At 61.0% G+C, this 21,643-nt stretch carries 25 protein-coding genes; 17 read left to right on the top strand and 8 right to left on the bottom strand.

The window, feature by feature from the left end:
- Positions 1-495 (top strand): DUF2269 domain-containing protein, encoded by a 495-nt coding sequence (locus tag KI235_RS14080; protein WP_212795825.1) that lies wholly within the window; start codon positions 1-3, stop codon positions 493-495.
- Here the strand turns inward: KI235_RS14080 and KI235_RS14085 are convergent.
- Entirely contained in the window at positions 492-977 is a 486-nt protein-coding gene (locus KI235_RS14085; protein WP_003201328.1) for a thiol-disulfide oxidoreductase DCC family protein, read from the bottom strand. The genes KI235_RS14080 and KI235_RS14085 overlap by 4 nt on opposite strands.
- Before the next feature lie 112 nt (positions 978-1,089).
- On the opposite strand from KI235_RS14085, the gene KI235_RS14090 reads away from it, so the two are divergent.
- The gene (locus tag KI235_RS14090; RefSeq protein WP_212795826.1) at positions 1,090-2,028 is read left to right on the top strand and encodes a hypothetical protein; all 939 of its coding nucleotides are present in this window, start codon (positions 1,090-1,092) and stop codon (positions 2,026-2,028) included.
- A gap of 131 nt (positions 2,029-2,159) precedes the next feature.
- On the opposite strand, the gene KI235_RS14095 is transcribed toward KI235_RS14090, so the two are convergent.
- Complete coding sequence (locus KI235_RS14095) at positions 2,160-2,396, bottom strand: hypothetical protein (protein ID WP_003201330.1); 237 nt, start codon at positions 2,394-2,396, stop codon at positions 2,160-2,162.
- 151 nt (positions 2,397-2,547) lie between these two features.
- Here KI235_RS14095 and KI235_RS14100 point away from each other — a divergent pair, with 151 nt between their 5' ends.
- Positions 2,548-2,889, top strand: a complete 342-nt coding sequence (locus KI235_RS14100; protein WP_003201332.1) for a hypothetical protein — start codon at positions 2,548-2,550, stop codon at positions 2,887-2,889.
- Positions 2,890-3,003: 114 nt separating this feature from the next.
- Here the strand turns inward: KI235_RS14100 and KI235_RS14105 are convergent, their stop codons facing one another.
- Positions 3,004-3,897: a LysR family transcriptional regulator gene (locus tag KI235_RS14105; RefSeq protein ID WP_038855858.1), complete on the bottom strand. Its 894-nt coding sequence runs from the start codon at positions 3,895-3,897 to the stop codon at positions 3,004-3,006.
- 93 nt (positions 3,898-3,990) lie between these two features.
- Between KI235_RS14105 and KI235_RS14110 the strand changes: the two genes are divergently transcribed.
- The 4 genes from KI235_RS14110 to KI235_RS14125 all read left to right on the top strand — a co-directional run bounded on the left by KI235_RS14110 (position 3,991) and on the right by KI235_RS14125 (position 7,673).
- A complete protein-coding gene (locus tag KI235_RS14110; RefSeq protein ID WP_114730948.1) occupies positions 3,991-4,998 on the top strand; it encodes an aldo/keto reductase in 1,008 nt (335 codons plus the stop codon).
- A gap of 111 nt (positions 4,999-5,109) precedes the next feature.
- Entirely contained in the window at positions 5,110-5,904 is a 795-nt protein-coding gene (locus tag KI235_RS14115) for a DeoR/GlpR family DNA-binding transcription regulator (RefSeq protein WP_003201338.1), read from the top strand.
- A gap of 131 nt (positions 5,905-6,035) precedes the next feature.
- Positions 6,036-6,962, top strand: a complete 927-nt coding sequence (locus KI235_RS14120) for a Gfo/Idh/MocA family oxidoreductase (protein WP_114730947.1) — start codon at positions 6,036-6,038, stop codon at positions 6,960-6,962.
- A gap of 15 nt (positions 6,963-6,977) precedes the next feature.
- On the top strand, positions 6,978-7,673 hold the full coding sequence (locus tag KI235_RS14125; RefSeq protein WP_114730946.1) for a tRNA (adenine(22)-N(1))-methyltransferase TrmK: 696 nt from the start codon (positions 6,978-6,980) through the stop codon (positions 7,671-7,673).
- A 47-nt stretch (positions 7,674-7,720) separates the two neighbouring features.
- Here the strand turns inward: KI235_RS14125 and KI235_RS14130 are convergent, their stop codons facing one another.
- On the bottom strand, positions 7,721-8,098 hold the full coding sequence (locus tag KI235_RS14130) for a hypothetical protein (RefSeq protein WP_003201346.1): 378 nt from the start codon (positions 8,096-8,098) through the stop codon (positions 7,721-7,723).
- 114 nt (positions 8,099-8,212) lie between these two features.
- On the opposite strand from KI235_RS14130, the gene KI235_RS14135 reads away from it, so the two are divergent.
- Positions 8,213-8,839: a hypothetical protein gene (locus KI235_RS14135; protein ID WP_003201348.1), complete on the top strand. Its 627-nt coding sequence runs from the start codon at positions 8,213-8,215 to the stop codon at positions 8,837-8,839.
- 25 nt (positions 8,840-8,864) lie between these two features.
- On the opposite strand, the gene KI235_RS30425 is transcribed toward KI235_RS14135, so the two are convergent.
- Positions 8,865-9,230, bottom strand: a complete 366-nt coding sequence (locus KI235_RS30425; protein WP_223524345.1) for a CPBP family intramembrane glutamic endopeptidase — start codon at positions 9,228-9,230, stop codon at positions 8,865-8,867.
- 102 nt (positions 9,231-9,332) lie between these two features.
- On the opposite strand from KI235_RS30425, the gene KI235_RS30430 reads away from it, so the two are divergent.
- The gene (locus KI235_RS30430; protein WP_223524342.1) at positions 9,333-9,545 is read left to right on the top strand and encodes a hypothetical protein; all 213 of its coding nucleotides are present in this window, start codon (positions 9,333-9,335) and stop codon (positions 9,543-9,545) included.
- A 135-nt stretch (positions 9,546-9,680) separates the two neighbouring features.
- On the opposite strand, the gene KI235_RS14145 is transcribed toward KI235_RS30430, so the two are convergent.
- Positions 9,681-10,451 (bottom strand): class I SAM-dependent methyltransferase, encoded by a 771-nt coding sequence (locus KI235_RS14145; RefSeq protein WP_038855864.1) that lies wholly within the window; start codon positions 10,449-10,451, stop codon positions 9,681-9,683.
- Positions 10,452-10,639: 188 nt separating this feature from the next.
- Complete coding sequence (locus KI235_RS14150; RefSeq protein ID WP_114730945.1) at positions 10,640-11,884, bottom strand: acyl-CoA dehydrogenase family protein; 1,245 nt, start codon at positions 11,882-11,884, stop codon at positions 10,640-10,642.
- Positions 11,885-12,261: 377 nt separating this feature from the next.
- Here KI235_RS14150 and msuE point away from each other — a divergent pair, with 377 nt between their 5' ends.
- From msuE to KI235_RS14190, 8 genes are all read left to right on the top strand, one after another.
- Positions 12,262-12,825 carry an FMN reductase gene (gene msuE, locus KI235_RS14155; RefSeq protein ID WP_013693227.1) on the top strand — a complete coding sequence of 188 codons (564 nt, stop codon included), beginning with the start codon at positions 12,262-12,264 and terminating at the stop codon, positions 12,823-12,825.
- 40 nt (positions 12,826-12,865) lie between these two features.
- Positions 12,866-13,963, top strand: coding sequence for a dimethylsulfone monooxygenase SfnG (gene sfnG / locus KI235_RS14160; RefSeq protein WP_212795827.1), 1,098 nt, complete (start codon positions 12,866-12,868; stop codon positions 13,961-13,963).
- Between the two features lie 14 nt (positions 13,964-13,977).
- Entirely contained in the window at positions 13,978-15,138 is a 1,161-nt protein-coding gene (locus KI235_RS14165; protein WP_060613829.1) for an AMP-binding protein, read from the top strand.
- 13 nt (positions 15,139-15,151) lie between these two features.
- The gene (locus KI235_RS14170) at positions 15,152-15,934 is read left to right on the top strand and encodes an ABC transporter ATP-binding protein (RefSeq protein WP_027911751.1); all 783 of its coding nucleotides are present in this window, start codon (positions 15,152-15,154) and stop codon (positions 15,932-15,934) included.
- A 67-nt stretch (positions 15,935-16,001) separates the two neighbouring features.
- On the top strand, positions 16,002-16,883 hold the full coding sequence (locus KI235_RS14175; RefSeq protein ID WP_003201363.1) for a branched-chain amino acid ABC transporter permease: 882 nt from the start codon (positions 16,002-16,004) through the stop codon (positions 16,881-16,883).
- Between the two features lie 11 nt (positions 16,884-16,894).
- Positions 16,895-17,962, top strand: coding sequence for a branched-chain amino acid ABC transporter permease (locus KI235_RS14180; protein WP_212795868.1), 1,068 nt, complete (start codon positions 16,895-16,897; stop codon positions 17,960-17,962).
- Positions 17,963-18,034: 72 nt separating this feature from the next.
- The gene (locus KI235_RS14185; protein WP_003201366.1) at positions 18,035-19,360 is read left to right on the top strand and encodes an ABC transporter substrate-binding protein; all 1,326 of its coding nucleotides are present in this window, start codon (positions 18,035-18,037) and stop codon (positions 19,358-19,360) included.
- A 57-nt stretch (positions 19,361-19,417) separates the two neighbouring features.
- Positions 19,418-20,185 (top strand): ABC transporter ATP-binding protein, encoded by a 768-nt coding sequence (locus tag KI235_RS14190; RefSeq protein ID WP_212795828.1) that lies wholly within the window; start codon positions 19,418-19,420, stop codon positions 20,183-20,185.
- Between the two features lie 145 nt (positions 20,186-20,330).
- Here the strand turns inward: KI235_RS14190 and KI235_RS14195 are convergent, their stop codons facing one another.
- Entirely contained in the window at positions 20,331-21,434 is a 1,104-nt protein-coding gene (locus tag KI235_RS14195; RefSeq protein WP_060613830.1) for a sigma-54 dependent transcriptional regulator, read from the bottom strand.
- Between the last annotated feature and the right edge of the window lie 209 nt (positions 21,435-21,643).

Consider the following 21,643-nt stretch of genomic DNA (forward strand, 5'->3'; position numbering starts at 1 on the left):
ATGCTCTATCTTTGCCTGAAGTACCTCCACATCATTGCTGCCATTTTCCTGTTCGGCTTCGGCATGGGGTCCTACCTCTACCTGATCGCGGCCAGCCGCACCGCCAACCCTCAGATCATTGCCCACGTGGCCAGGACGGTCGTCCAGTTCGACACTTGGATTACCACGCCGGCGGGCTTTATTCAGATTGGGACGGGCTATCTGTTAATGAGACTGGCCGGACTTCCCCTGACCACGGAATGGATAATGACGTCGTTGATCATTTTCTTTTGCGTGGGGGCGCTGTGGCTTCCTGTGCTGGTGCTCCAGAAGCGTTTATACGTGATGGCTTCGAGCGCGCTTGGGGACGGGTGGGTGCTCGGTGATCGATACTCATCCGTGTATCAAAAGTGGTTCTGGATGGGGGTTTTTGGCTTTTTGGGGATGTTTGTCATTGTGCTGATCATGGTGACGAAGATGACGCCACCTCAGTGGATCGAGCTACTGAAGGGCTAAGTACCGATCCGTTCCACCGGATGGCTCCCAGGCGTTGGAGCCGTCAAGAAACGCCGCTCATGATCCGGGCTCGGTAAAAGGCACACGTCGTATTTGCCAAACAGCCGATAACGATTCAGGGCAATGCGATCATAAGCCCAATCCCGAAGCTTGCGGGGGACGTAGCGCAGCAGTTTCACCGGGCGCCAGGGCCAGGGCAGCAGGGCTACGACTTCAAAAATTGCATCCGAACGCACCCAGTAATGCTGATCGCGAACCACGGCCATGGTGTCGAACTGCTGCAAGGGCAGGCCCGCCCAGGCAAGCAAGGCTTGTCCTTCGGGCGACTGTACGGAGGCCAACCGCACGCGGCGGGCGTGGTCATGGCGGATCAGGAACTTCGCCCAGCCATTGCACAGTTTGCAAACGCCGTCGAACAGGACCACTGTCTCGCCTGGCTTGAGCAAGGGCGCGGGTGAGGGACGAGTTTGGGAGATCGGCATGAATGGGTGTCTACATGGCGCCTGGTTATCCGGATAATACGCCTGTTCCAGCGTCAAGGGGCGACCCGGAGGGTTGCTCGACCATGATGACTTCAAGGGCATGATCCGATCCATGAGTGATGACACCTACAGCCTGTATATACGCTTCCAGACCCCCGATCCTGACATCGGCCCACGGGAGCGGGTGCCGATGCTGGAGCAGGAGCTGGCCTGGGCGCGGGAGCACGCAACCATGCATCGCTTCAGCTGGATCATGGTGCTGGTGCCGCCGTTGGGCCTGGGTCCGGTGTTGCCAGGCATCGCGTTTTCGCTGGGGCTGCTGGTCTATCAAGGGTTATCCGCCCCAGGCGTCAACCTTGACCGGATCGTCGAGGCCTCCCTTGACTGGCTTGTACTCGCCACCTTGCTGTTCATGGCTGCCTGGGTCCTGCATAACTACTTGCGCGATAAGCGCGACCCGACCAAGCGATATTGGCAATCGATGCCCGATCAAGGGCTGGTCGAGCTCGAACACCATACCCTGGTCTGCGGCGTCAACCTGTGGTCCAACGACTATGATCCGGACTGCAACACCCTCATGCAATGGACCGACGGCAAGTTGAAGTGCGTGCAAGACAGCGGTGTATCGCAATGGATTCTGGCCAAGACCGCGGCGGGGCACTGGCTGGTGCTCAAAGAGCAATTTTCGGGCGACTTCAGCTACGGACGGGAAGGGCAAATGCCTGCACCGGACAAGCTGTTGCAACCTCGCCAGCAACTGGCGATCGCTTTCGCCCCCGGCACAAACCTGCAACTGGGCCGGCGTTTCGATGGGCCGCCGATGCCATTGGTGGATACGCCGTACTGGCTGTCTGCCGATGAGCTCAAGCGCCTTGTCGAGGCCGCCCATCACTGGAATTTTCTACCGCCGAACCGCTATGGGGTGATCAATGACCAGGATGCCGCGTGGGTGCAACGGTTGCTGAACAGGGCGCAAGCGAGCGTTGGGCCTGTAGGAGCTGTCCAGCGAAGCGAGGGTGCGATCTTTCCCAGACATTTGAGCCACAAGTGAAAGATCAAGAGATCGTCCGAACGCGGCCTGAGCCTTCGGCATCTCCTGCAGCGCAGTCCAGCGGGAGCAAGCTCCCTCGCCACAATGAGTCGAACACATTCCTGGAAGTCCGGCCTGTCCTTGGCCGGGCGCTAAAGCCACGTATTCACCACCCGCCGATCCAGCTCTTCCCAATCCGCCATGCCCAGTACCCGAGTGGTGTTCAACCCGCGCAAATAACCGCGCAGTTGATTGGCCGTGGCGCGCCTGAGCTCCGGGTCGGGTTCGGTGCTGCTCAACAGCACGCTTTCGTACTGGATCAGGTAATCAGCCACCCGCTCACGGAAGTCGGGCAATACCGCGTCGCGAATCAGATCAAACGTTCTCATGGCTATACCTCATCAATCTTTCTCGGCTTGCAACTATTGCTAGGAGTAATAGTGACCATTACGAAATGCAAGTTCTGCTTTGCCGACAATCATTGGAAAATCAGCGCCATCGAACACGCAACCGATTATTTTATTTTCAGGACCCCCACTCATGCGCCCTTTATTTTTGCTTCCCCTGGCGTTTTCCCCGTTGTTGCTGGCCGGTTGTGCCTCGGCGCCGAACGATCCGACCCTGACCTTGCAGACCAGCAAGACACCGGCCCAGTACGCTGAATGCGTCATACCGAAATTGCAGGGCAATGCCTTGAACCCGATGGTCTCGCAGACCCAGCGCAGCTACCGCATCGTGGTGCCGAGCAAAGTCTCGGCAGACAACGTGCTGGAAGCCTACAAGGCTGGCAGCGGCGGCAAGGTATTCATCTACGAGCGACATTTGCTGGCTTCCAACCTCCTGCCTTCGAGTTTTGAACGCGCCGCGCAGGAATGCATCTGACCGGCCCGTAAACGTTTTTCACTGTGCTCCTTTGGTTGGCCGCAACCAACCAATTTCCTTGCCCCGCACCGTATTCGGTCGCGGGGCTTTTTTTGTCTGCCGGTTTCAGGTTGGTCAATCATCTGCCCGGATGAACTCGATGAACGCTTTCAGGGCCGGTGGTACGTGACGCCGGCTGGGGTAGTAGAGAAAAAACCGGCTTGGCGGCGCTTTCCATTGCGCGAGCAGTTCCGTGAGCTGCCCATTGCGGATGTCATCGCGCACCAGCTCCTCGTAGACGTAGGCAATTCCGGCGCCATCTTTTGCTGCCTGGATCATCAGCGCATCGTCTTCAAGAATGAGCGGTCCGGTGACGGACAGGCGGATCGGTTGCCCTTGTGCCTGATACTCCCAGGCATAGAGTTTGCCGCTGGGAAAACGTCGGGCGATGCAGGCATGGTCGAGCAAGTCGCGTGGAGCCTGGGCGATTCCCTTCGCGGCCAGATAGGTGGGCGAGGCCACGGTCACGAACGATTGAGGGGGGCCGACAGGGACGGCGATCATGTCGCCGGCCAGGCTTTCGCCAAAGCGCACACCCGCGTCAAACCCGCCGTTCACGATATCGGTCAAGCCATCATCGGTGACCAGGTCCAGTTGAATACGTGGATACCTGGCCACGAATGGCGCGAGCACTTTCGCAAATACCGCACGCGCCGCCGGACGCGCCACGTTGAGACGAAGCTTGCCGGCAGGCACTTCCTGCATCGAGGTCAGTTGCGCCAGTGCATCGGCAACCTGCTGCAGGGTCGGGGCCAGCGTTGCCAATAGCTGGTGGCCGGCCTCGGTCGGGGTAACGCTGCGCGTGGTTCGATTGAGCAGCCTGACACCCAGGCGTGCTTCCAGTGCACGCATCGCGTGACTCAAGGCAGACGCCGAAACGCCACGCTCGTCGGCGGCCTTGCGAAAGCTGCGATGGCGAGCGACGGCCGCAAAGGCATCCAGTTCGGAAAGATCGGGGCGCTGACTCATGAATATTGTTCAGTAGTTCAAATACGATTACCCATCTTATCGTCATGAGATCGCTCGCGGATACTGGCCCACATCATCTGTGGAGAACTCGCTATGCAAAAGAATCGTCTTGGATCATCGGATTTTCTGATTTCGCCCATTGGCCTGGGAACCTGGGCCATTGCTGGCACCGGCTGGGAATACAGTTGGGGCGCGCAGGACGACGAGGACAGCCTGGGCGCCCTTGAATATGCCGTCGAGCGTGGTGTGAACTGGATCGATACCGCGGCGGTTTATGGCTTGGGCCACGCCGAACAACTGGTTGGGCAACTGTTGCGTCGGGTGCCGGCTTCACGGCGTCCGTTGGTGTTCACCAAGGGCAGTCTGGTCTGGGACCCGGTCACGAAGGCGATCTCGCACTCGCTGGCGCCTCAATCGCTGCTTGCCGAGGTCGAGGCAAGCTTGCGCCGGCTGCAAGTCGAAACCATCGATCTTTATCAGATCCACTGGCCGGCCTTTCCTGCCGACGGCAGCAGTGAAGGAATCGAAAGTGCGCTTTCGGCGTTGGCCACCGCCCGCGAACAGGGAAAAGTTCGCGCTATCGGTGTCTCCAATTTCGATGTCGCGCAACTCAAGCGGGCCCAGGCGGTAACCGAGATCGTCTCACTCCAGCCACCTTATTCCGCCCTGATGCGAGATATCGAGGAAGACGTCCTGCCATTCTGCGAGAAGGCGGGGATGGGTGTCCTGGCCTATTCCACCCTTCAATCGGGCCTGCTTTCGGGGAGCATGACGCGCGAGCGCATCGCCCAATTGCCCGATGACGATTGGCGCAAGGCCCGCAGCGCGGACTTCCAGGAGCCGCGCTTGAGTGCGAACCTGGCGCTGGTCGAGGTTTTGGCCGGTATCGGTGAACGGCACGGGGTGAGCGCGGCGGCAGTCGCCATCGCCTGGGTACTGCGCAAGCCGGTGGTGACCGGCGCCATCGTCGGTGCCCGCCGTTCCGCGCAGGTCGATGGGCTGATTGCCGGCGCACAGCTGCGCCTCAGTGCCGAGGAAATCGATGAGATTCAACCTTTCCTGCCCTTGGGTATGGGCACGAATGTCCCTGGGGCCGCTTGATCTTTAACGTTTGACAGCCCGCTTGACGAGCGGGTTTGACGCCTCGCTGCATAAGCGGCACTATTTGCTCGTTTGTGATCATTAGTGCTCGTTTATGCAGGTTGTACTGTCATGACTTCTCCTCACGAAGCGTTCCCCGGCGAACGCCAGCAATTGATCAGCCAGCGTCTTGCCCGGTATGGCCGGGTGATCGCGGCCGACTTGGCCAGCGAATTCAATGTGTCCGAGCATTCGATACGGCGTGACCTGGGCGCGTTGGCAGCGGCGGGAGTGTGCAAGCGCGTTTATGGCGGCGCGATACTCTTGCCCGCTCCCGAAGGGCCGATGGAGGTACGCGTGCGCAAAGACCCGGCGCGCAAGGGCAGTCTCGGCCAAGCGGCCGCTGCACTGCTGCGCGCGGGCCAGCACGTCTTCATCGACGCCGGGTCGACCAATCTGGCCGTGGCCTGCGCCATCGATCCGCAACTGCAGCTGACCCTCACCACCAATTCGCCGCTGATTGCGGTTCAGTTGATGAAGCTGCCCCGCGCTGAGGTCATCCTGCTGGGTGGCCGCTTGAGTCCTAACGCGGGTGGTGTGATCGGGCTGACGGCTGTCCAGCAATTGCGTCAGTTCAGTTTTGACGTGTGCTTCCTCGGTGCCTGCGCCATCGATCCGGACAATGGCGTCACGGCGTTCGGCCTGGATGACGCGGAGTTCAAGCGCGCGGTGGTCGCGGCAAGCGGGCAGGTGATCGCGGCGGTGACCAATGAGAAACTCTCCAGCGTTGCCCACTATCAGGTGGCCGCCTGCGAAGAGGTCGCCACCCTGGTGGTGGAGCACGATGCGCCGCGTGAGCGACTCGAACCCTTCTTCGGCCGGGTGACCAACGTCGTGACTGCAGCCAGTGAGCTACGGCACAGCTGAGGTCTTTGCGGCACTGCTGTTACCCAATTGCGCAGGACCATCGTATAGATACTGCACGGCCCCCATTGTCCGCCGGGCGATTTGCGTCTAGTTTGCTGGCCGATCACAAGTACAAAAATCAGGAGTCATCGATGCAACCGATTCGTCTCGGGCTGGTGGGCTACGGCAAGATTGCCCAGGATCAACACGTTCCAGCCATCCACGCCAATCCCGCGTTTCAACTGGTGGCTGTCGCCACGCAAGGGCAGCCTTGCGCCGGGGTGGATAACTTCCGGTCCCTGGGCGAACTGCTCGAAAACGGTCCGCAGGTCGATGCCATTGCGTTTTGCACACCGCCACAAGGTCGATTTGCCCTGGTGCAACAGGCGCTGGCGGCTGGCAAACACGTGCTGGTGGAAAAACCGCCGTGCGCCACGCTGGGAGAAGCCATGGCGTTGGTGGAGCAGGTCCGCGAGCAAGGCGTCAGCGGCCTGTTCGCCTGGCATTCGCGTTACGCGCCGGGCATCGCAGCCGCCCGTGACTGGCTGGCGAGTCGCACCTTGCAGAGCGTGCAGATCGACTGGAAGGAAGACGTGCGCAAGTGGCACCCCGGCCAGGCGTGGATCTGGCAACCCGGTGGCCTGGGCGTCTTCGATCCGGGTATCAATGCCTTGTCGATTGTGACCCATCTGCTGGCGTTGCCGCTGTTCGTGGAGTCCGCCGAGTTGCGCGTGCCGGACAACTGCCAGTCGCCGATTGCCGCCAGCATCAAGATGGCCGACGCGCGCCACCTCGATGTTCGTGCGGAGTTCGATTTTGACCATGGGCATGACGAGCTCTGGAGCATCGAGATTCGCTGCGCCGAAGGCGTCCTGCGCCTGGACAATGGCGGTGCGCTGTTGAGCATCGACGGCGTGGGCCAGGCTGTTTCCGAGGAAGGCGAGTACGCGGCGGTGTATCGACATTTTCAACAACTGATTGCCGACAAAACCAGCGACATGGACCTGCAGCCGCTGCGGTTGGTCGCGGACAGCTTTTTTGTCGGCAGTCGGACGGCGGTTGAGCCGTTCTACGATTAATCCAGGGAACTGCAGTTGAACGAACAGACCTTGTCCATGCGCCTGGAGCGCGTGGCGGCGCATATGCCGGCAGGTGCGCGCCTGGCCGACATCGGCTCGGATCACGCTTACCTGCCGGTGGCCTTGCTGCGCCGTGGCGCCATCGCGATGGCGGTGGCTGGCGAGGTGGCGCTGACGCCGTTTCGCGCCGCCGAACGCACCGTTGGGGAGAATGGCCTGGAACAGCAGATCAGCGTGCGCCTGGCCAATGGCCTGGCGGCGATCGAGCCGGAAGACGGGATCACGGCGATCAGCCTCTGTGGCATGGGCGGCGAGACGATCCGCGACATCCTGGACAGCGGCAAAGCGCGGTTGAGCGGCCAGGAGCGCTTGATCCTGCAACCCAACGGCGGCGAGCAACCGCTACGTCAATGGCTGATGGAGAACGACTACCGCATCCTCTGCGAGGAAGTGCTGCGGGAAAACCGTTTCTACTACGAGATCATCGTCGCCGAGCGCGCCGGGCCGGTGACGTACACCGCCGAGGAGCTGTACTTCGGCCCGCTGCAGCTGCAGGCCCGCACCCCGATCTTCCTGGCCAAGTGGCAGCGCCTGCTGCGCCAGAAGCAAAAGACCCTCACCAGCTTCGCCAAGGCGCGGCAAGCCGTGCCGGAAGAGAAGCTGCAAGACATAACCCGGCAGGCCCGTTGGATCACTGAGCTGTTGGCTTGAGTTGCATTGAGGTCATCAGCTAAATGCCACGGTCCCCAGGTGACTGATTATCGACCCACCACCGGGTAGTGCTTGATACGACACGCATAGGAGTTGCCGTCGCCTTTACAAACGCCATCGAGGTAGCGGTAGTCCACCCGTACCGACTGCCCTTTGCCGGGCCATTGTCGGCGGGGCAGCGTGGCTTGGTAGTCTGGGGTTTCCGGGGTGAAGGTGAGCGATGAGCCTTGCGCGGGGCACTCCACCGAGGCGGATTTCGGCCTGGCTTTCACGATCTGCGCCTGAAGCTGTGGGTAGGGTTGTTTCAAGACCTCGACGATACGCAGCTCCAGGTGGCAGATCTGCCACGTCGAGGCCTGGACGGGCCCACTCAGGAAGGCGAGCGTCAAGGCAGACAGTCCGAGGCACGCTGCGTGAGAGTTCATGGTTGCCCTTGTTTGAGGTACTGACGTTTGCGAAATCATAGCGTGGCATTGTAGCCAGCAGGAGGGTGATGGCACTATGCCAAAAATCTTCAGGCCGATACAAGGAAGTGACCCATGCCCGGAATCCCTGACGTCGCATCCGCGTTTCGCGACTTCATGCAATCGTGGAAGGAGGACCGCAAATACCTGCCGTCATCCATCAGTGCCCTGGCCAACGGTTTCGAGGGCTGGCTGAAATTCGAGTTCTATTTCTGGTTGATCCACGCCCGTGGGCTTCGTGGCCCCGACCGCGAGCTGGCCGATGTGGGTGTCGAGTACAAGGTGGCGCTTGATCAGCGTTGGTCGCAGATGGATATCGTCTCCAAGCAATGCGACCTGTGGATCCGCGACCAGGATGAAAAGCGCTTTCACTTCATTGAACTCAAGACCCCCTTCGCCAATGCCAATCAGGGCAAGATGTTCGACAGTGCGGCCAGAGACTATTGGTACATGACCCGCTTGAAAGCCCAGGCGGAAAAGGTGGCCACGGGCAGCGTCATTATCTTTGGCGTGAACTTTGATCAGGCGCGCTGGGAAAAGCATCTCCAGTACGTCGAGGAATATGCCGGCTACGTCGAGCATTCATCCAAGGCCTCCGACACCGTGCCAGGCGTGGAGGGGCTGAGGTGGGCGGTCCTGACCATGCATTACTCACCGCTGGGCGAGCTTCCTCTGCCGCAAGTCGAGGTTCAGGCGCCATAAAGGGCTCTGGCCTGGCACCGCTGGCTTAACCGTAAAGCCCCATCAGCGAGAAAGACTTATCAGTGGTCAGTGCAACCATTTCGGCCAGCGAATGCAGGAGCACCGGAACCAGCAGGCCACCGCTGACCACTCTTGCGATAGCGAATATGCCCCCACAGGCGAAGATCAGCACGACGGTGATCCAGTTCCCGTATTGGATGTGCATGGCGGCGAAGATGGCCGACGTAACGATGACCGTGATCCATGTCCAGGCACGGCTGTTCTCGTAGGGGAACAGTCGGAGCATGTAATGGCGGAAAAACAACTCTTCGGCGATGGGGGGCAGCACGATCAGCGAGGCGATCTTGATCGTGGCCTGCCAGCTGTTGAGCCCGTCCAGAAGCTCGGCCATGAACACTTCTCGTGGCAACCCCAGCACGAGGGTGGCAACCCCGAAAAACAGGTAGGCGCCAACGATGCCAAGCGCACCCCACCGCAGGGGGGTGCCTATGTAATGACCACGCCATTGAGTGCGCGCATCGGCGCGGTACTGCAGGGCGAAGAGAGCGAGGAGAACGAGCGCGGTGATACCCGAGGTGGTCGTGAACGTCAGGTAGGCCTGCATGTCTGCGGGTATGAACAGGACTTCGGGCACTGCTGCCAGGAAGACTACCAGGGTCGCAAGTACAAACATCCCGAGCCGGGGAAAGAGGCGGTAGGGCGGTAAAGTGGCGGCGGGAGCAAACTCAGGGGCGGCACAAAGATTCGTCACAGTCACTCCATGAGTGCAAGGAAAAAGGCATGATGCCAGTGTTTTGGGGGCGTCAGGTACGAGTTCCTGCCGGGTTGATGGCGTCGTGATTCAATCCAGGCGGCGACATGAATAAGCGTGGGTCTGATAAGGGAACTCAATGTGCTTGCGCCCGCGCAGCGCCGGATGGGTCTGAATCAAGGCCCGTAGTTGATCCGCTACCTGTTTTTTCTCTGCCTCAGGCAGCGCTGCGATGAAGCTCACGGACAGAAAGCGATCCAGGATGACCGTCTCGGGGCTGCCTGCGTGGCTGTAACTAAAACAGGTCAGTTCGGGCTCCGAGAAGTAACGTCCGTTGAAGGGGCGTCGCCAGTTTCCGGTATGAAAGCGTGGGGTATCGCCTTCGAAGGGGGTGATGATTTTGGTGATGTCGGCCACCCAGTCCACTGACTCATCACGCACGTTCCAGATCAGACCGAGCCGGCCGCCCGGTTTGAGTACTCGGTGAATCTCTTGGAGCGCGGTTTCATTCGCGAACCAGTGGAAGGCTTGAGCACATACGAGCGCCTGCGCCGCCCCTGCCTCGAGGGGAATGGATTCGGCCGTTCCCTCCAGAATCCTGGTGTTCGGCAGATGCTTGGCAAACTCGATTCGCATCGCCTCGACCGGTTCGATGGCGATGGTATTGATCGTCATTGAGTCCAGCAGGCGAGTGAACTTACCGGTACCGGCTCCTAATTCAATGACTGTCGATCCTGGGCTGATTTCCAGTGCACTGCTGAGCCAGGCCTGTATTTCGCTTGGGTAGTCTGGGCGCCCTTGGGTATAGGTGCGGGCTTCTGCTGAGTATCCTATCTGAGCGGCCTTATGGATAACTGTCATCTTCAGCGACCCTTCGGGTGGATGGGGGTAGATCGATTATGCGGTGTGTTTGGGTCGTCAGCTAGTTGATCCTTTTTGTGCTTGGTCTTGTCTGTTTGTATTGGGGTAAGTCGCTTGTTGGGTTTTTTTGGGGGGAGGGGGTGTATATCCGTTCCTGCGGTAACGGATATACACACCAACCCACCTACTCAAAGCTGCTTGGACCCCCCGCCAATCTGCCAGACATACGGCGGTTCCGTACCATTGATTTCCCAATCACCAATAATGCGCTCCTTGTAGATCAACGGATTGTGCGAAGCGGCGGTGCGGGCATTGCGCCAGTGACGGTCGAGGGCCTTGCTGGTGCTGGTGGCCGAGGCACCAAGGGCATTGAACAGGTCGTTGGTGGCGCGTAGCACCAGGTCGGAGATGACCACCTGGGCCTGGGCCGATTCCAGTTCAGCGGCGATGTTGGCGGTGTGTTCGGTCTCGGTGTTCTGACTGAAGCGGCTTTCGTAGGCGCGTTGGGAGGCGCTCGCGGCTCGCAGGGCAGTGGCTTCGGCGGCATAGACCTGGGCCGAGGCCCTGCCGACCACTTGCTGCACCTGCACGTCCTGGCTCACTTCGCTGGCATTGCCGGTGCTGAAGACCCGCGTGCGTTTGCGCACTTGCTCGGTAATGTCATGAACCGCAGCGCGGCCGGCACCGGTCAGCACGGCCAGCAAGACCAGTTGATAAAACGCGGTCTGGTATTTGAAGCGGGTGGAGAAGTCGATGAGGTTCTGCGCCTCGACCAACGCATTCTCGAACAGCGACGTGCCGCTGCCGGTAGTGCGTTGGCCAAAACCGTCCCAGTCATCGCTTTGCTTGACGCCCGACTGGTGCACGCGCACGGCGGCAATCACGTCGGCGCCGTTGTCGTCGCGTTGGGCATACACGTCGATCCAGTCGGCGAAGATACTGCCGGTGCTGTAGTACTTGGTGCCGTTGACGACCCATTGATCACCCAGGCGGGAAACCCGGGTGCCGACGTCGCCGATTTTCACGGCGCCGACTTCCGTCCAGGCATTGCCCACCAGTTCACCCTCGACGAAGCGCTTGAACCAGATGTCTTGTGGGCTGCTGGCGTGGGCGTTGAGGCGGTCCTCGACAAATGCAAAGTGCCCGCGAAGCGCCTGGGGCAGGTTGGAATCGGCTTCAGCCAGTTCGATCAGCAGTTGCAACAGTTGCGGCAACGACGCCCCGGCGCCGCCATATTCGACCGGTACGCGAATGGCACCAAAGCCTGCTTCCTTCAGCCATTTCACCTGTTCAAAGGGCAAGCTGCGCGTCTGCTCACGCTCCAGGGCGCCGGCCTGGATGCGTGTAAAGATCGGCCGAAAACGTTCGGCCAAGGGCTCATAGTCGGTGCCGGTGGAAAGGATCGGCGGCAGGTGTTGTTGCTGTGCGGTCATGGTGATGTTCCTTCTTATGACGAATAGGTGGGCAGGGGGAGAAACCTGCCGGTGCCAGTGGCTATTGCACAGTCCATGCCCGAGGCCCAACGCCTGTAAATACGGGGCTTGTACAGCGTTCATCAGGGAAAGGGCTGCCCTCGCTGCGAACAATCTGTTGCGCAAGTGTGTGCCCGGCAACAGTTGCTGCCACAAACATCGACGCAGCGAATGTTCGTCAGGCAACAGTGGATCAACAGCTTGTCCGTCAAGCGACAGTGACATGATCCGGCTAAGATCCTAAGTATTTGATTAATAAATGAATATTTAACTGGCACGGTTGCTGCTCTACACCTTGTGCAGACGCTGAGGTGGCGTCTCCAGGCATGGGGTAAGCGATGAGCAAGCAATTCAAAGTGGTGGCGGTGTCAGGCAGCGTGCAGCACCCGTCACGCACGCTGGTCCTGCTCCAGGCATTGGTGGACAGGCTCGGGCAGCAACTGCCGATCGAGCTGCGTTTGATCGAACTGGCCAAGGTCGGTCCACAGTTCGCCGGGGTCTTGCGTCGCGAGGCGTTGCCGGCTGCCGTGCAGGATGACCTGCTGGCCATTGAGTCGGCTGATCTGTTGATCGCCGCCAGCCCGGTGTATCGGGCCTCGTACACCGGTCTGTTCAAGCATCTGTTCGATTTCGTTCATCACGAAGCCCTCAAGAATGTACCGGTACTGCTGGCCGCGACGGGGGGCTCGGATCGCCATGCCTTGATCATCGATCACCAACTGCGACCCCTGTTCGGCTTCTTCCAGGCCCTGAGCCTGCCGGTGGGGGTCTATGCCAGCGAAACCGATTTCACCCAATACCGGATCTCCAGCGCACAGGTATTGGAGCGTATCGAACGCGCCGTCGAGTCGGCGTTGCTGAGCCTGGTACCGAGCGTTCGACGCGACGCCAGTGCCGCTTGATCAATTTCTTCCTTTCAAAACGAGCCGTGGAGTACATGCAATGAGCCAGGACACGATCAAATTTGCCTACTGGGTGCCCAACGTCAGTGGCGGGCTGGTGGTCAGCAAAATCGAGCAACGCACCGACTGGGGCATCGACTACAACCGCAAGCTGGCCCAGATCGCTGAAGCGGCCGGCTTCGACTACGCCCTGTCCCAAGTGCGCTTTACCGCCGGTTACGGCGCCGAATACCAGCATGAGTCCGTGGCGTTCAGTCATGCCTTGCTGGCCGCCACCACGCGCCTGAAAGTCATTGCAGCGGTTCTGCCGGGGCCGTGGACGCCGTCGGTGTTGGCCAAGCAGATCGCAACCATCGATCACCTGACAGGCGGCCGGGTGGCGGTCAACATCGTGTCGGGCTGGTTCAAGGGCGAGTTCACCGCCATTGGCGAGCCATGGTTGGAGCACGATGAGCGCTATCGCCGTTCCGAAGAATTTATCACCGCGCTGAAGGGCATCTGGACCACCGACAGCTTCACCTTGCGCGGTGACTTCTACCGCTTCCACGACTACACCCTCAAGCCAAAACCACTGCAGCAGCACCCGGAGATTTTCCAGGGCGGCAGCTCGCGGGCGGCACGGGACATGGCCGCCCGGGTATCGGACTGGTACTTCACCAATGGCAATACCGTGGAAGGCGTCAAGGCGCAGATCGATGACCTCCAGGCAAAAGCCGCGGCCAACAATCACAAGGTCAAGGTCGGTGTAAACGCCTTCGTCATTGCTCGCGACACCGAAGAAGAGGCGCGGGCGGTCCTTGCCCAGATCATCGACCAGGCCGACCCCGAGGCCGTCAATGCCTTCGGCGATGCGGCGAAACAGGCCGGCAAATCAAGCCCGGAAGGCGAGGGCAACTGGGCCAAGTCCAGCTTCGAGGACCTGGTGCAGTACAACGATGGCTTCAAGACCAACCTGATCGGCACACCGCAGCAGATCGCCGAACGCATCGTCGCGCTCAAGGCCGTGGGTGTGGATCTGGTGCTCGCCGGCTTTCTGCACTTCCAGGAAGAAGTCGAGTATTTCGGCCGCAAGGTGCTGCCGCTGGTGCGTGAGCTGGAGCAACGCAAAGTGGCAGCCAAAACGGCGGCAGTCGCTTAGGCGCGGGAGGCAGTATGGGCACGTTCACCGACACTCTCGACGCGGCACCGGCCAGCTTGCCCCAGTGGTTGCGGCAACAGGCGCATTGGCATGGCGCGGATGTCGCGTTGCGCCATAAGCACCTGGGTGTCTGGCAAGAGCGGAGCTGGGCGCAAGTGGCCGATGAGGTGCGCCGTTTGGCGAGTGCCCTGCAAGCCCGCGGTTTTTCAGCGGGCGCGACCCTGACGATCATCAGCCGACCCAGACCACAGGTGCTGCTTGCAGCCTTGGCCGCGCAGTGGCTGGGGGGCGTGGCGAGTCTGTTCGATCCACTGGAGGTGGCGGCCGAACAGGTGCAACTGCTCGGCACGCTGCAGCCGGATTTCGTCCTGGTGGAAGGGTTGGAAGAGATGCTGCGTCTGCGTGCGGCGCAGGTGGCTGCGCGTGTGCTGGTTTATCTCGACAAGCGTGGCCTGGCGGATTCGACGCCATTTGTTCAAGCGCTGGATTACGCCGCGCTGGTTGCCGAGCAGCCAATCAATGAACGGGCACCGCAAGGGCGAGTGCTGCAAACGGCCTTTGTGTTTTATCGCGGGGCTGGGCAGGCGATTGAAGAGCAACGCGTCAGCCACGCCGAGCTGCTGCAGGAGGGCCAGCGGTTGGTGACGCGCGAAGGTCTGGGACGGCAGGAAGAGGCATTGGCCGCGCGGGCGTTCGCCTCGGGCGGACAAGCCCGCTATCTGCTGGCGCCCTGGTTGATAGCCGGTTTTCGCCTGAATTTTCCGGAGAATCTGGCGACCCGTGATCGCGACCGCCGCGAGCTGGGCCCGACGCTGGTGGCCGGGACGCGGGAAACTTATGAGCGTTTGTACCGTTATGCGCTGGAGCGTTTGCCGGCGCCGGGCAGTTGGTCGCGTGGGCTGGTGGACTGGGCGTTGGCGGCCCATCCCGACGTCCTGCAACGGCATCTGGGGGATTGGCTGGTGCGCCGGCCTTTGCGCGATGTGCTGGGGTTTTCCCGGACCCGCGCACCGCTGCTGGTGGGCGATGCGTTACCGCCCGAAACCCAGGCATTTTTCCAGGCATTGGGTATCCGGGTTCGCCAGTGGAGCGATGCGGCCCACTGGGAAGCGTCGACGCATCTTGTGCAGCAAACCACCGATGACTGGAGCGGGCTCCAGTCGCAACTGGCCTGAGAGGAGACGCCTCATGACCCAGACGGCCGCCACGCATTTGCTGGAGCTGGACCATATTTCACTGTCATTCAAAGGCGTCAAAGCGGTCACGGACATCAGCTTTCGCGTCGCCACCGGAGAGATCTGCGCCTTGATCGGCCCCAACGGCGCCGGCAAGAGTTCGCTGCTGAATGTCATCAGCGGCGTGTATCAGGCCCAGGAGGGGCGTATCCGTTTTGATCGACAGGAGCGGCGCCGGATGCGCCCCCACGACGTGGCGGTACGCGGCATCGCCCGCACGTTCCAGAACATCGCGCTGTTCAAGGGCATGAGCGTGCTCGACAACGTGCTCACCGGACGCAACCTCAAGCGGCGCAGCACTTGGATCGAGCAGGCGCTGCGCATCGGTCGCGCCCGGGCCGAGGATGACCGCCAGCGCGAATCGGCCGAGCGCGTTATCGCGTTCCTGCATTTGCAGCCCTGGCGCGACACCCTGGTGGGCACGTTGCCCTATGGCTTGCAGAAGCGGGTGGAGCTGGCCCGGGCGCTGGCGGCGGAGCCTCGGCTATTGCTGCTGGACGAACCCATGGCCGGGATGAACGCCGACGAGAAGCAGCAGATGAGTCGCTTCATCGTCGACATCAATCGTGAGCTGGGCACCACCGTGGTGTTGATCGAGCACGATATCGGCGTGGTCATGGACATCAGTGATCACGTGGTGGTGCTCGATTACGGTCGCAAGATCGGCGATGGCTCGCCCGAGGAAGTACGGCTAAACCCCGAGGTCATTTCGGCCTACCTGGGCGCTCGCCACTGACACTGGATATTCGACGCCTTCCCACCAGGGAGGGCAAGCAAGTTGCGCCCGCAGAACAGGAACAGCGATGGAATTTTTCTTTGAAGTATTGATTGGCGGGTTGTTGGCGGGGGTGATGTACGCCTTGGTGGCCATCGGTTTTGTGCTGATCTACAAGGCCTCCGGGGTATTCAATTTCGCCCAGGGCGCGATGGTGCTGTTCTCGGCGCTGACCTTCGTCAGCCTGCTGGAACGCGGTGTGCCGTTCTGGCTGGCGTTCCTCATCAGCCTGGCGGCGATGCTGCTGATCGCCGTGGCCGTGGAGCGTGTGGTACTGCGCCCTTTGGTCAACCGTTCGCCGATCACGTTGTTCATGGCCACCCTTGGCCTGTCCTACGTCATCGAAGGCTTCGCCCAGGCGCTGTGGGGCGCCCAGGTGCATGGCCTGGAGCTGGGCATCAGTGACGAACCGCTGGAGCTGGGCGGGATGTTGTTGTCGCAGTTCGACATTTTTGCCGCGTTGACGGCAGCGCTCCTGGTGCTGCTGCTGTCCTGGCTGTTCAACAAGACCCGGCTCGGATTGTCGTTGCGGGCGGTGGCCGATGACCCGCTGGCGGCACTGGCCGTGGGCATCCGCTTGCAGCGAGTGTGGGTGGTGGTGTGGGCGGTGGCGGGGTTTGTCGGGTTGGTCGCCGGGCTGCTCTGGGGCGCTCGCCTCGGTGTGCAGTTCTCGCTCTCGCTGGTGGTACTCAAGGCCTTGCCGGTGCTGATCATCGGCGGCTTCACCTCCATCAGCGGCGCGATTGTCGGCGGCTTGATCATCGGCGCCTCGGAGAAGCTGGCGGAGGTTTACCTCGGGCCCTTCATCGGCAGCGGCATCGAGAACTGGTTTCCCTACGTGCTGGCGCTGCTGTTTCTGCTGGTGCGTCCGGCGGGGTTGTTTGGCGAACGGGCCATTGAACGGGTTTAGGGGAACGCATGATGTTTTATCGAGAAGCAGGCCAGTTCAACACCCACTATGCCCAGGACCGCCGGGTCTTCGCGCTGCGCCAGGACCGTCACGGACTCGTCGCGTTGCTGCTGTTTGCCTTTGTCGTGGTGCCCTGGTTGGGCAATGACTATTGGTTCAGCGCGATCCTGATACCGTTCCTGGTGCTGTCCCTGGCCGGGTTGGGGCTCAATTTGCTCACCGGCTATGCCGGGCAACTGTCCCTTGGTTCAGCGGCGTTCATGGCGGTGGGCGCCTTTGCCACTTACAACCTCGAAGTACGGGTCGCCGGTTTGCCGTTGCTGGTCAGTATCGCCTTGGGCGGATTGGCGGCGGCGTTGGTGGCGGTGCTGTTCGGCCTGCCGAGTTTGCGCATCAAGGGCTTCTATCTGCTGGTCTCGACCCTGGCGGCGCAGTTCTTCGTGACCTGGGCGCTGACCCGGTTCAGTTGGTTTTCCAATAACAGCGCCTCGGGCGTGATCAGCGCGCCGCGCCTGGATGTATTGGGGGTGAACCTCGACGCGCCGGCCGGCCGCTATCTGCTGACCCTGAGCGTGGTGGTAGCGCTGTTCTGGCTGGGCAAGAACCTGGTGCGCAGCGAGTTGGGGCGCAATTGGATGGCGGTGCGCGACATGGACACCGCCGCCGCGGTCATCGGCATTGCGTTGGCAAAAACCAAGTTGCTGGCGTTCGCCATCAGCGGTTTTTTCCTCGGGGTGGCCGGCGCGCTCTGGGCTTTCGCTTACCTGGGCACGGTGGAGCCCCACGGTTTCGACCTCAATCGGTCGTTCCAGATCCTGTTCATCATCATTATCGGCGGCCTCGGCAGCCTGCTGGGCAACTTCCTCGGCGCGGCCTTCATCGTGCTGTTTCCGGTGTTGCTCTCGAACCTGGTGTCGCTGCTGCCCGGCGGGCTGGTTGACGCCGGCCAGGTGGAGAACCTGCAGAAGATGATATTCGGCGCCCTGATCATTCTGTTCCTGATCAAGGAGCCAGAGGGCCTTGCGCGCCTCTGGCAGAGATTTCGCCAGCGCGCACGGCTGTGGCCATTGCGCTACTGAGCGATGCGCACGGCGCGGGTTTGCAGTTCCATTTTGTTGGCTTACCTATGGCTTCATAACAAGGAAAATCCGATGTTCAAACGATCACTCGCCAGCAGCCTGGCACTGTCCCTGAGCCTCACCGCCGCGGCCTTCACCGTCCAGGCGGACAACGAACAATATTTCCCGCTGCAAAGCTATCGCGTCGGCCCTTATGCGGCCGGCGGCACCGGTTTTTTCGGCGGCTTCATCGACTACCTCAAGTACGTCAACGCCAACGGCGGCGTGAACGGCGTCAAGTTGACCTGGAGCGAGTGCGAGACCGAATACGTGGTCGAAAAGGGCGTCGAGTGCTACGAGCGCCTGAAGAAAGGTTTGAATGGCGCGCCGGCGGCGGCCACCAACCCGCTGTCGGTGGGCATCGCCTACGCCACGCTGGAGCGTTCGACGGCCGACAAACTGCCGCTGATCACCATCAACCACGGTCGCACGGACTCCACCGATGGCAGCGTGTTTCCCTACGTCTTCCCGTTGCAGTTGAACCCGTATTCCGAAGTGTCGGCGATCATCAACTACATCGGCCAAAGGGCCGGGGGGCTGGACAAACTCAAGGGCCTGAAGATCGTCACCCTGTATCACGGCTCGCCCTATGGCAAGGAAACCAACGAGGTGCTGCAGACCCTGGCCGACAAGTACGGTTTTGCGCTGACCTTGCTGGAGGTGCCGCACCCGGGCAACGAACAACAATCGCAATGGCTGAATATCCGTCGGGAAAAACCCGACTGGGTGATCCTGCGCGGATGGGGCGTGATGAACCCGGTGGCATTGAAAACCGCGCAGAAAGTCGGTTTCCCGGCCGACCACATCATCGGCAACATCTGGAGCAATTCCGAGGATGACGCCGCGCCGGCCGGTGCCGCGGCCAAGGGCTTCATCGCTATCACCACGCACCCTTCGGGCACCGATTTCCCGGTGTTGCAGGGCATCAAGAAACAAGTGGTCGACGCCGGTCATGGCGACCTGGCCGACCCCAAGCGTTTCGGTACGGTGTATTACAACCTCGGTGTGGTCAACGGCATTCTCAACGTAGAAGCGCTGCGCATTGCCCAGCAGAAATTCGGCAAGCAACCCCTGACGGGTGAGCAGGTGCGTTGGGGCTTTGAGAACCTCAAGCTCGACGACGCCCGGCTCAAGGAACTGGGGGCGTTGGGCCTGGTGCAGCCGTTGCAGTTGTCGTGCTCGGACCATGAAGGCGGTGGTGCGGTGCGCTTCCAGCAATGGGACGGTACGCAGTGGAAGCTGATCAGTGACTGGGTACAGGCCGACCGCGCCCTGCTACGGCCGATCATCGAAGCGTCTTCGCATCAGTACGCCCGGGAAAAAGGCATTACCCCGCGTGATTGCAGCAAGGAATCCTGAGGCATCGCGGCGGCCGGGCGCATGCGTCCGGCCGCTGCCTGAAAAGGCGAAACTAGCATGACGACGAACGTGCCGATCCTGCAGGTCGACGATATTGAAGTCCTCTACGAACAGACCATCCTGGCCGTGCGCAGCGTGTCGCTGGAGGTCGCAAAAGGGCAGGTCGTGGTGCTGCTGGGCGCCAACGGCGCGGGTAAAAGCACCACGTTGAAAGCGGCCTCCAACCTGGTGCGCGCAGAACGGGGCGAAGTGGTGCGGGGGCGGATCGTCTACCAGGGACGGGAGGTGACCCACTGCGCGCCTCACACCTTGGCTGCGACCGGTTTGGTGCAAGTACTCGAAGGTCGGCATTGTTTCGCCCAGTTGACCGTGGAGGAAAATCTTCTGGCCGGCGCCCTGGCGCGCCAGGTGCCGCGGCGCCAGTTGCTGGCTGACCTGGAGTTGGTCTATGGCCATTTTCCGCGGCTGAAACTGCGGCGCAAAAGCCTGGCCGGCTACACCTCGGGCGGTGAGCAACAGATGATCGCGATAGGCCGTGCGCTGATGGCCAAGCCGCAACTGGTCTTGCTTGACGAACCGTCGATGGGCCTGGCGCCGCAAATCGTCGAGGAAATCTTCGAGATCGTGCGCCAACTCAATCAGCGCGATGGCGTCAGTTTCCTGATTGCCGAACAGAATATAAACATCGCCCTGGGCTACGCCCACTATGGTTACGTGTTGGAAAGCGGTCGCGTGGTCAGTGAAGGCAGCGCCGAACAACTGGCGGCTCGCGGTGATCTGCAGGATTTCTACCTGGGAACGCGGAGGAGAGGCCAGGAAGCATGATCATTCCCACGCTCCAGCGTGGGAACGCATCCCGTGACGCTCTGCGTCACCTTCCAGAAGCGGAACGCGGAGCGTCCCTGGAGACATTTCCACGCGGGAGCGTGGGAACGATCAAAGATCCCAGGGCCCTGCAGGAGCCTTGGACTCAGGTCGACAGGTTGACCACCCGGCCATCCTGGGTGTCCAGTGCCGGGCGGCGTCGGTTGACCACCAGTTCGCCGATCCTGATCAGCAACGTGCGGGTGACATTGCGGCTCAGGCCCAGCAGGCTGGCGGTGTGAACCTGATTGCAATTGGCGTAGCGGTAGGCGGCGCGCAACAACTCGGCCTCGACCTTTTCATACAAGTCGCCATGCTCTTGCTCGAGCAGTTTCTCGAAGGCTTTTTGTAAAAGCGCCTCTGCGCTTTGAGGGGGCGCCTGCGGCGGGTTGTCCTGGCGTTCGATACGCAAGTTAGACAGGTGCAGGTCCTGCACGCCGATCACGTTGTTGCGGCAAATCAACAGGGTGTGGTGGATGACATTTTCCAGCTCGCGAATGTTCCCCGGCCAGGAATAGTCGAGCAATTTGCGCTGCGCCTGGGCATCCAGCGTCACCTCGCCGTGACCGAGCCTGCGGCTGTACTCGGCAATGAAGTGGCGGATCAGCGGCAGGATGTCACCGGGGCGTTCGCGCAGCGGTTTGAGCACCAGGCTGACCACGTTCAGACGGTAATAGAGATCTTCGCGAAAGTGCCCGGCATTGATGGCTTTTTCCAACTGTACGTTGGTGGCCGCCAACACGCGCACATCGATCTTGATGCTCTTGCGCGAACCCAGCCGGACCACCTCGCGCTCCTGTAGCACCCGGAGCAACTTGACCTGGATCGGCAACGGCAAATCACCGATTTCATCCAGGAACAACGTCCCGCCGTCAGCTTCCTCGAACCAGCCGGCCTTGGCCGTCAGTGCGCCGGTGAACGCGCCTTTTTCATGGCCGAACAGCTCGGCCTCCACCAGGGTTTCGGAAAACGCCCCGCAGTTGACCGCAACAAACGGTTTGTGGCGACGGGCGCTGAGGTTGTGTACGTGGCGCGCCACCAGTTCCTTGCCGGTCCCGGTCTGGCCGATGATCAGCACGCTGGCGTCACTGGGCGCGACTTGTTGCAGATGCGCCAGCAAAGCGCGGGAGGTGGGGTCTTCGAAGACCTGGGCCGTGGCACGAATCGAGGTGGCCAGGCCGGGGGAGGGAGGAAGCGTTAGAAGCTGCATGACGGTGGCCCGTTAATGAGATTGCCGTGACTGAAAATGGGTAAATGCCAACGTTCTTGAGGCAGTACCGCGAAGCCATTGGGCTTAAGGCTTAATCTAAATGATCTAAAAAACATACAACAAATAACTTTTAGTTATTTGCTTAGGGCTTCACCTGCGCATGCAAGGGGATTTGTCCTGCCGGGTTCTGTAGGAGCTGGCGAAGCCTG

It is taken from the genome of Pseudomonas sp. St386 (assembly GCF_018325865.1).
GTDB lineage: Bacteria > Pseudomonadota > Gammaproteobacteria > Pseudomonadales > Pseudomonadaceae > Aquipseudomonas > Aquipseudomonas brassicacearum.

Excerpts from the sequence above, each read along its gene's own strand:
- KI235_RS14165 (WP_060613829.1), top strand. The coding sequence starts at position 13,978 with ATGGGCACGTTCACCGACACTCTCGACGCGGCACCGGCCAGCTTGCCC.
- KI235_RS14170 (WP_027911751.1), top strand. The coding sequence starts at position 15,152 with ATGACCCAGACGGCCGCCACGCATTTGCTGGAGCTGGACCATATTTCA.
- KI235_RS14085 (WP_003201328.1), bottom strand. The coding sequence starts at position 977 with ATGCCGATCTCCCAAACTCGTCCCTCACCCGCGCCCTTGCTCAAGCCA.
- KI235_RS14105 (WP_038855858.1), bottom strand. The coding sequence starts at position 3,897 with ATGAGTCAGCGCCCCGATCTTTCCGAACTGGATGCCTTTGCGGCCGTC.
- KI235_RS14120 (WP_114730947.1), top strand. The coding sequence starts at position 6,036 with ATGCAACCGATTCGTCTCGGGCTGGTGGGCTACGGCAAGATTGCCCAG.
- KI235_RS14100 (WP_003201332.1), top strand. The coding sequence starts at position 2,548 with ATGCGCCCTTTATTTTTGCTTCCCCTGGCGTTTTCCCCGTTGTTGCTG.
- KI235_RS14190 (WP_212795828.1), top strand. The coding sequence starts at position 19,418 with ATGACGACGAACGTGCCGATCCTGCAGGTCGACGATATTGAAGTCCTC.
- KI235_RS14090 (WP_212795826.1), top strand. The coding sequence starts at position 1,090 with ATGAGTGATGACACCTACAGCCTGTATATACGCTTCCAGACCCCCGAT.
- KI235_RS14150 (WP_114730945.1), bottom strand. The coding sequence starts at position 11,884 with ATGACCGCACAGCAACAACACCTGCCGCCGATCCTTTCCACCGGCACC.
- KI235_RS14080 (WP_212795825.1), top strand. The coding sequence starts at position 1 with ATGCTCTATCTTTGCCTGAAGTACCTCCACATCATTGCTGCCATTTTC.
- KI235_RS14115 (WP_003201338.1), top strand. The coding sequence starts at position 5,110 with ATGACTTCTCCTCACGAAGCGTTCCCCGGCGAACGCCAGCAATTGATC.
- msuE (WP_013693227.1), top strand. The coding sequence starts at position 12,262 with ATGAGCAAGCAATTCAAAGTGGTGGCGGTGTCAGGCAGCGTGCAGCAC.
- KI235_RS30425 (WP_223524345.1), bottom strand. The coding sequence starts at position 9,230 with ATGGCCGAGCTTCTGGACGGGCTCAACAGCTGGCAGGCCACGATCAAG.
- KI235_RS14175 (WP_003201363.1), top strand. The coding sequence starts at position 16,002 with ATGGAATTTTTCTTTGAAGTATTGATTGGCGGGTTGTTGGCGGGGGTG.
- sfnG (WP_212795827.1), top strand. The coding sequence starts at position 12,866 with ATGAGCCAGGACACGATCAAATTTGCCTACTGGGTGCCCAACGTCAGT.
- KI235_RS14135 (WP_003201348.1), top strand. The coding sequence starts at position 8,213 with ATGCCCGGAATCCCTGACGTCGCATCCGCGTTTCGCGACTTCATGCAA.
- KI235_RS14185 (WP_003201366.1), top strand. The coding sequence starts at position 18,035 with ATGTTCAAACGATCACTCGCCAGCAGCCTGGCACTGTCCCTGAGCCTC.
- KI235_RS14130 (WP_003201346.1), bottom strand. The coding sequence starts at position 8,098 with ATGAACTCTCACGCAGCGTGCCTCGGACTGTCTGCCTTGACGCTCGCC.
- KI235_RS14145 (WP_038855864.1), bottom strand. The coding sequence starts at position 10,451 with ATGACAGTTATCCATAAGGCCGCTCAGATAGGATACTCAGCAGAAGCC.
- KI235_RS14110 (WP_114730948.1), top strand. The coding sequence starts at position 3,991 with ATGCAAAAGAATCGTCTTGGATCATCGGATTTTCTGATTTCGCCCATT.
- KI235_RS30430 (WP_223524342.1), top strand. The coding sequence starts at position 9,333 with ATGACCACGCCATTGAGTGCGCGCATCGGCGCGGTACTGCAGGGCGAA.
- KI235_RS14180 (WP_212795868.1), top strand. The coding sequence starts at position 16,895 with ATGTTTTATCGAGAAGCAGGCCAGTTCAACACCCACTATGCCCAGGAC.
- KI235_RS14095 (WP_003201330.1), bottom strand. The coding sequence starts at position 2,396 with ATGAGAACGTTTGATCTGATTCGCGACGCGGTATTGCCCGACTTCCGT.
- KI235_RS14195 (WP_060613830.1), bottom strand. The coding sequence starts at position 21,434 with ATGCAGCTTCTAACGCTTCCTCCCTCCCCCGGCCTGGCCACCTCGATT.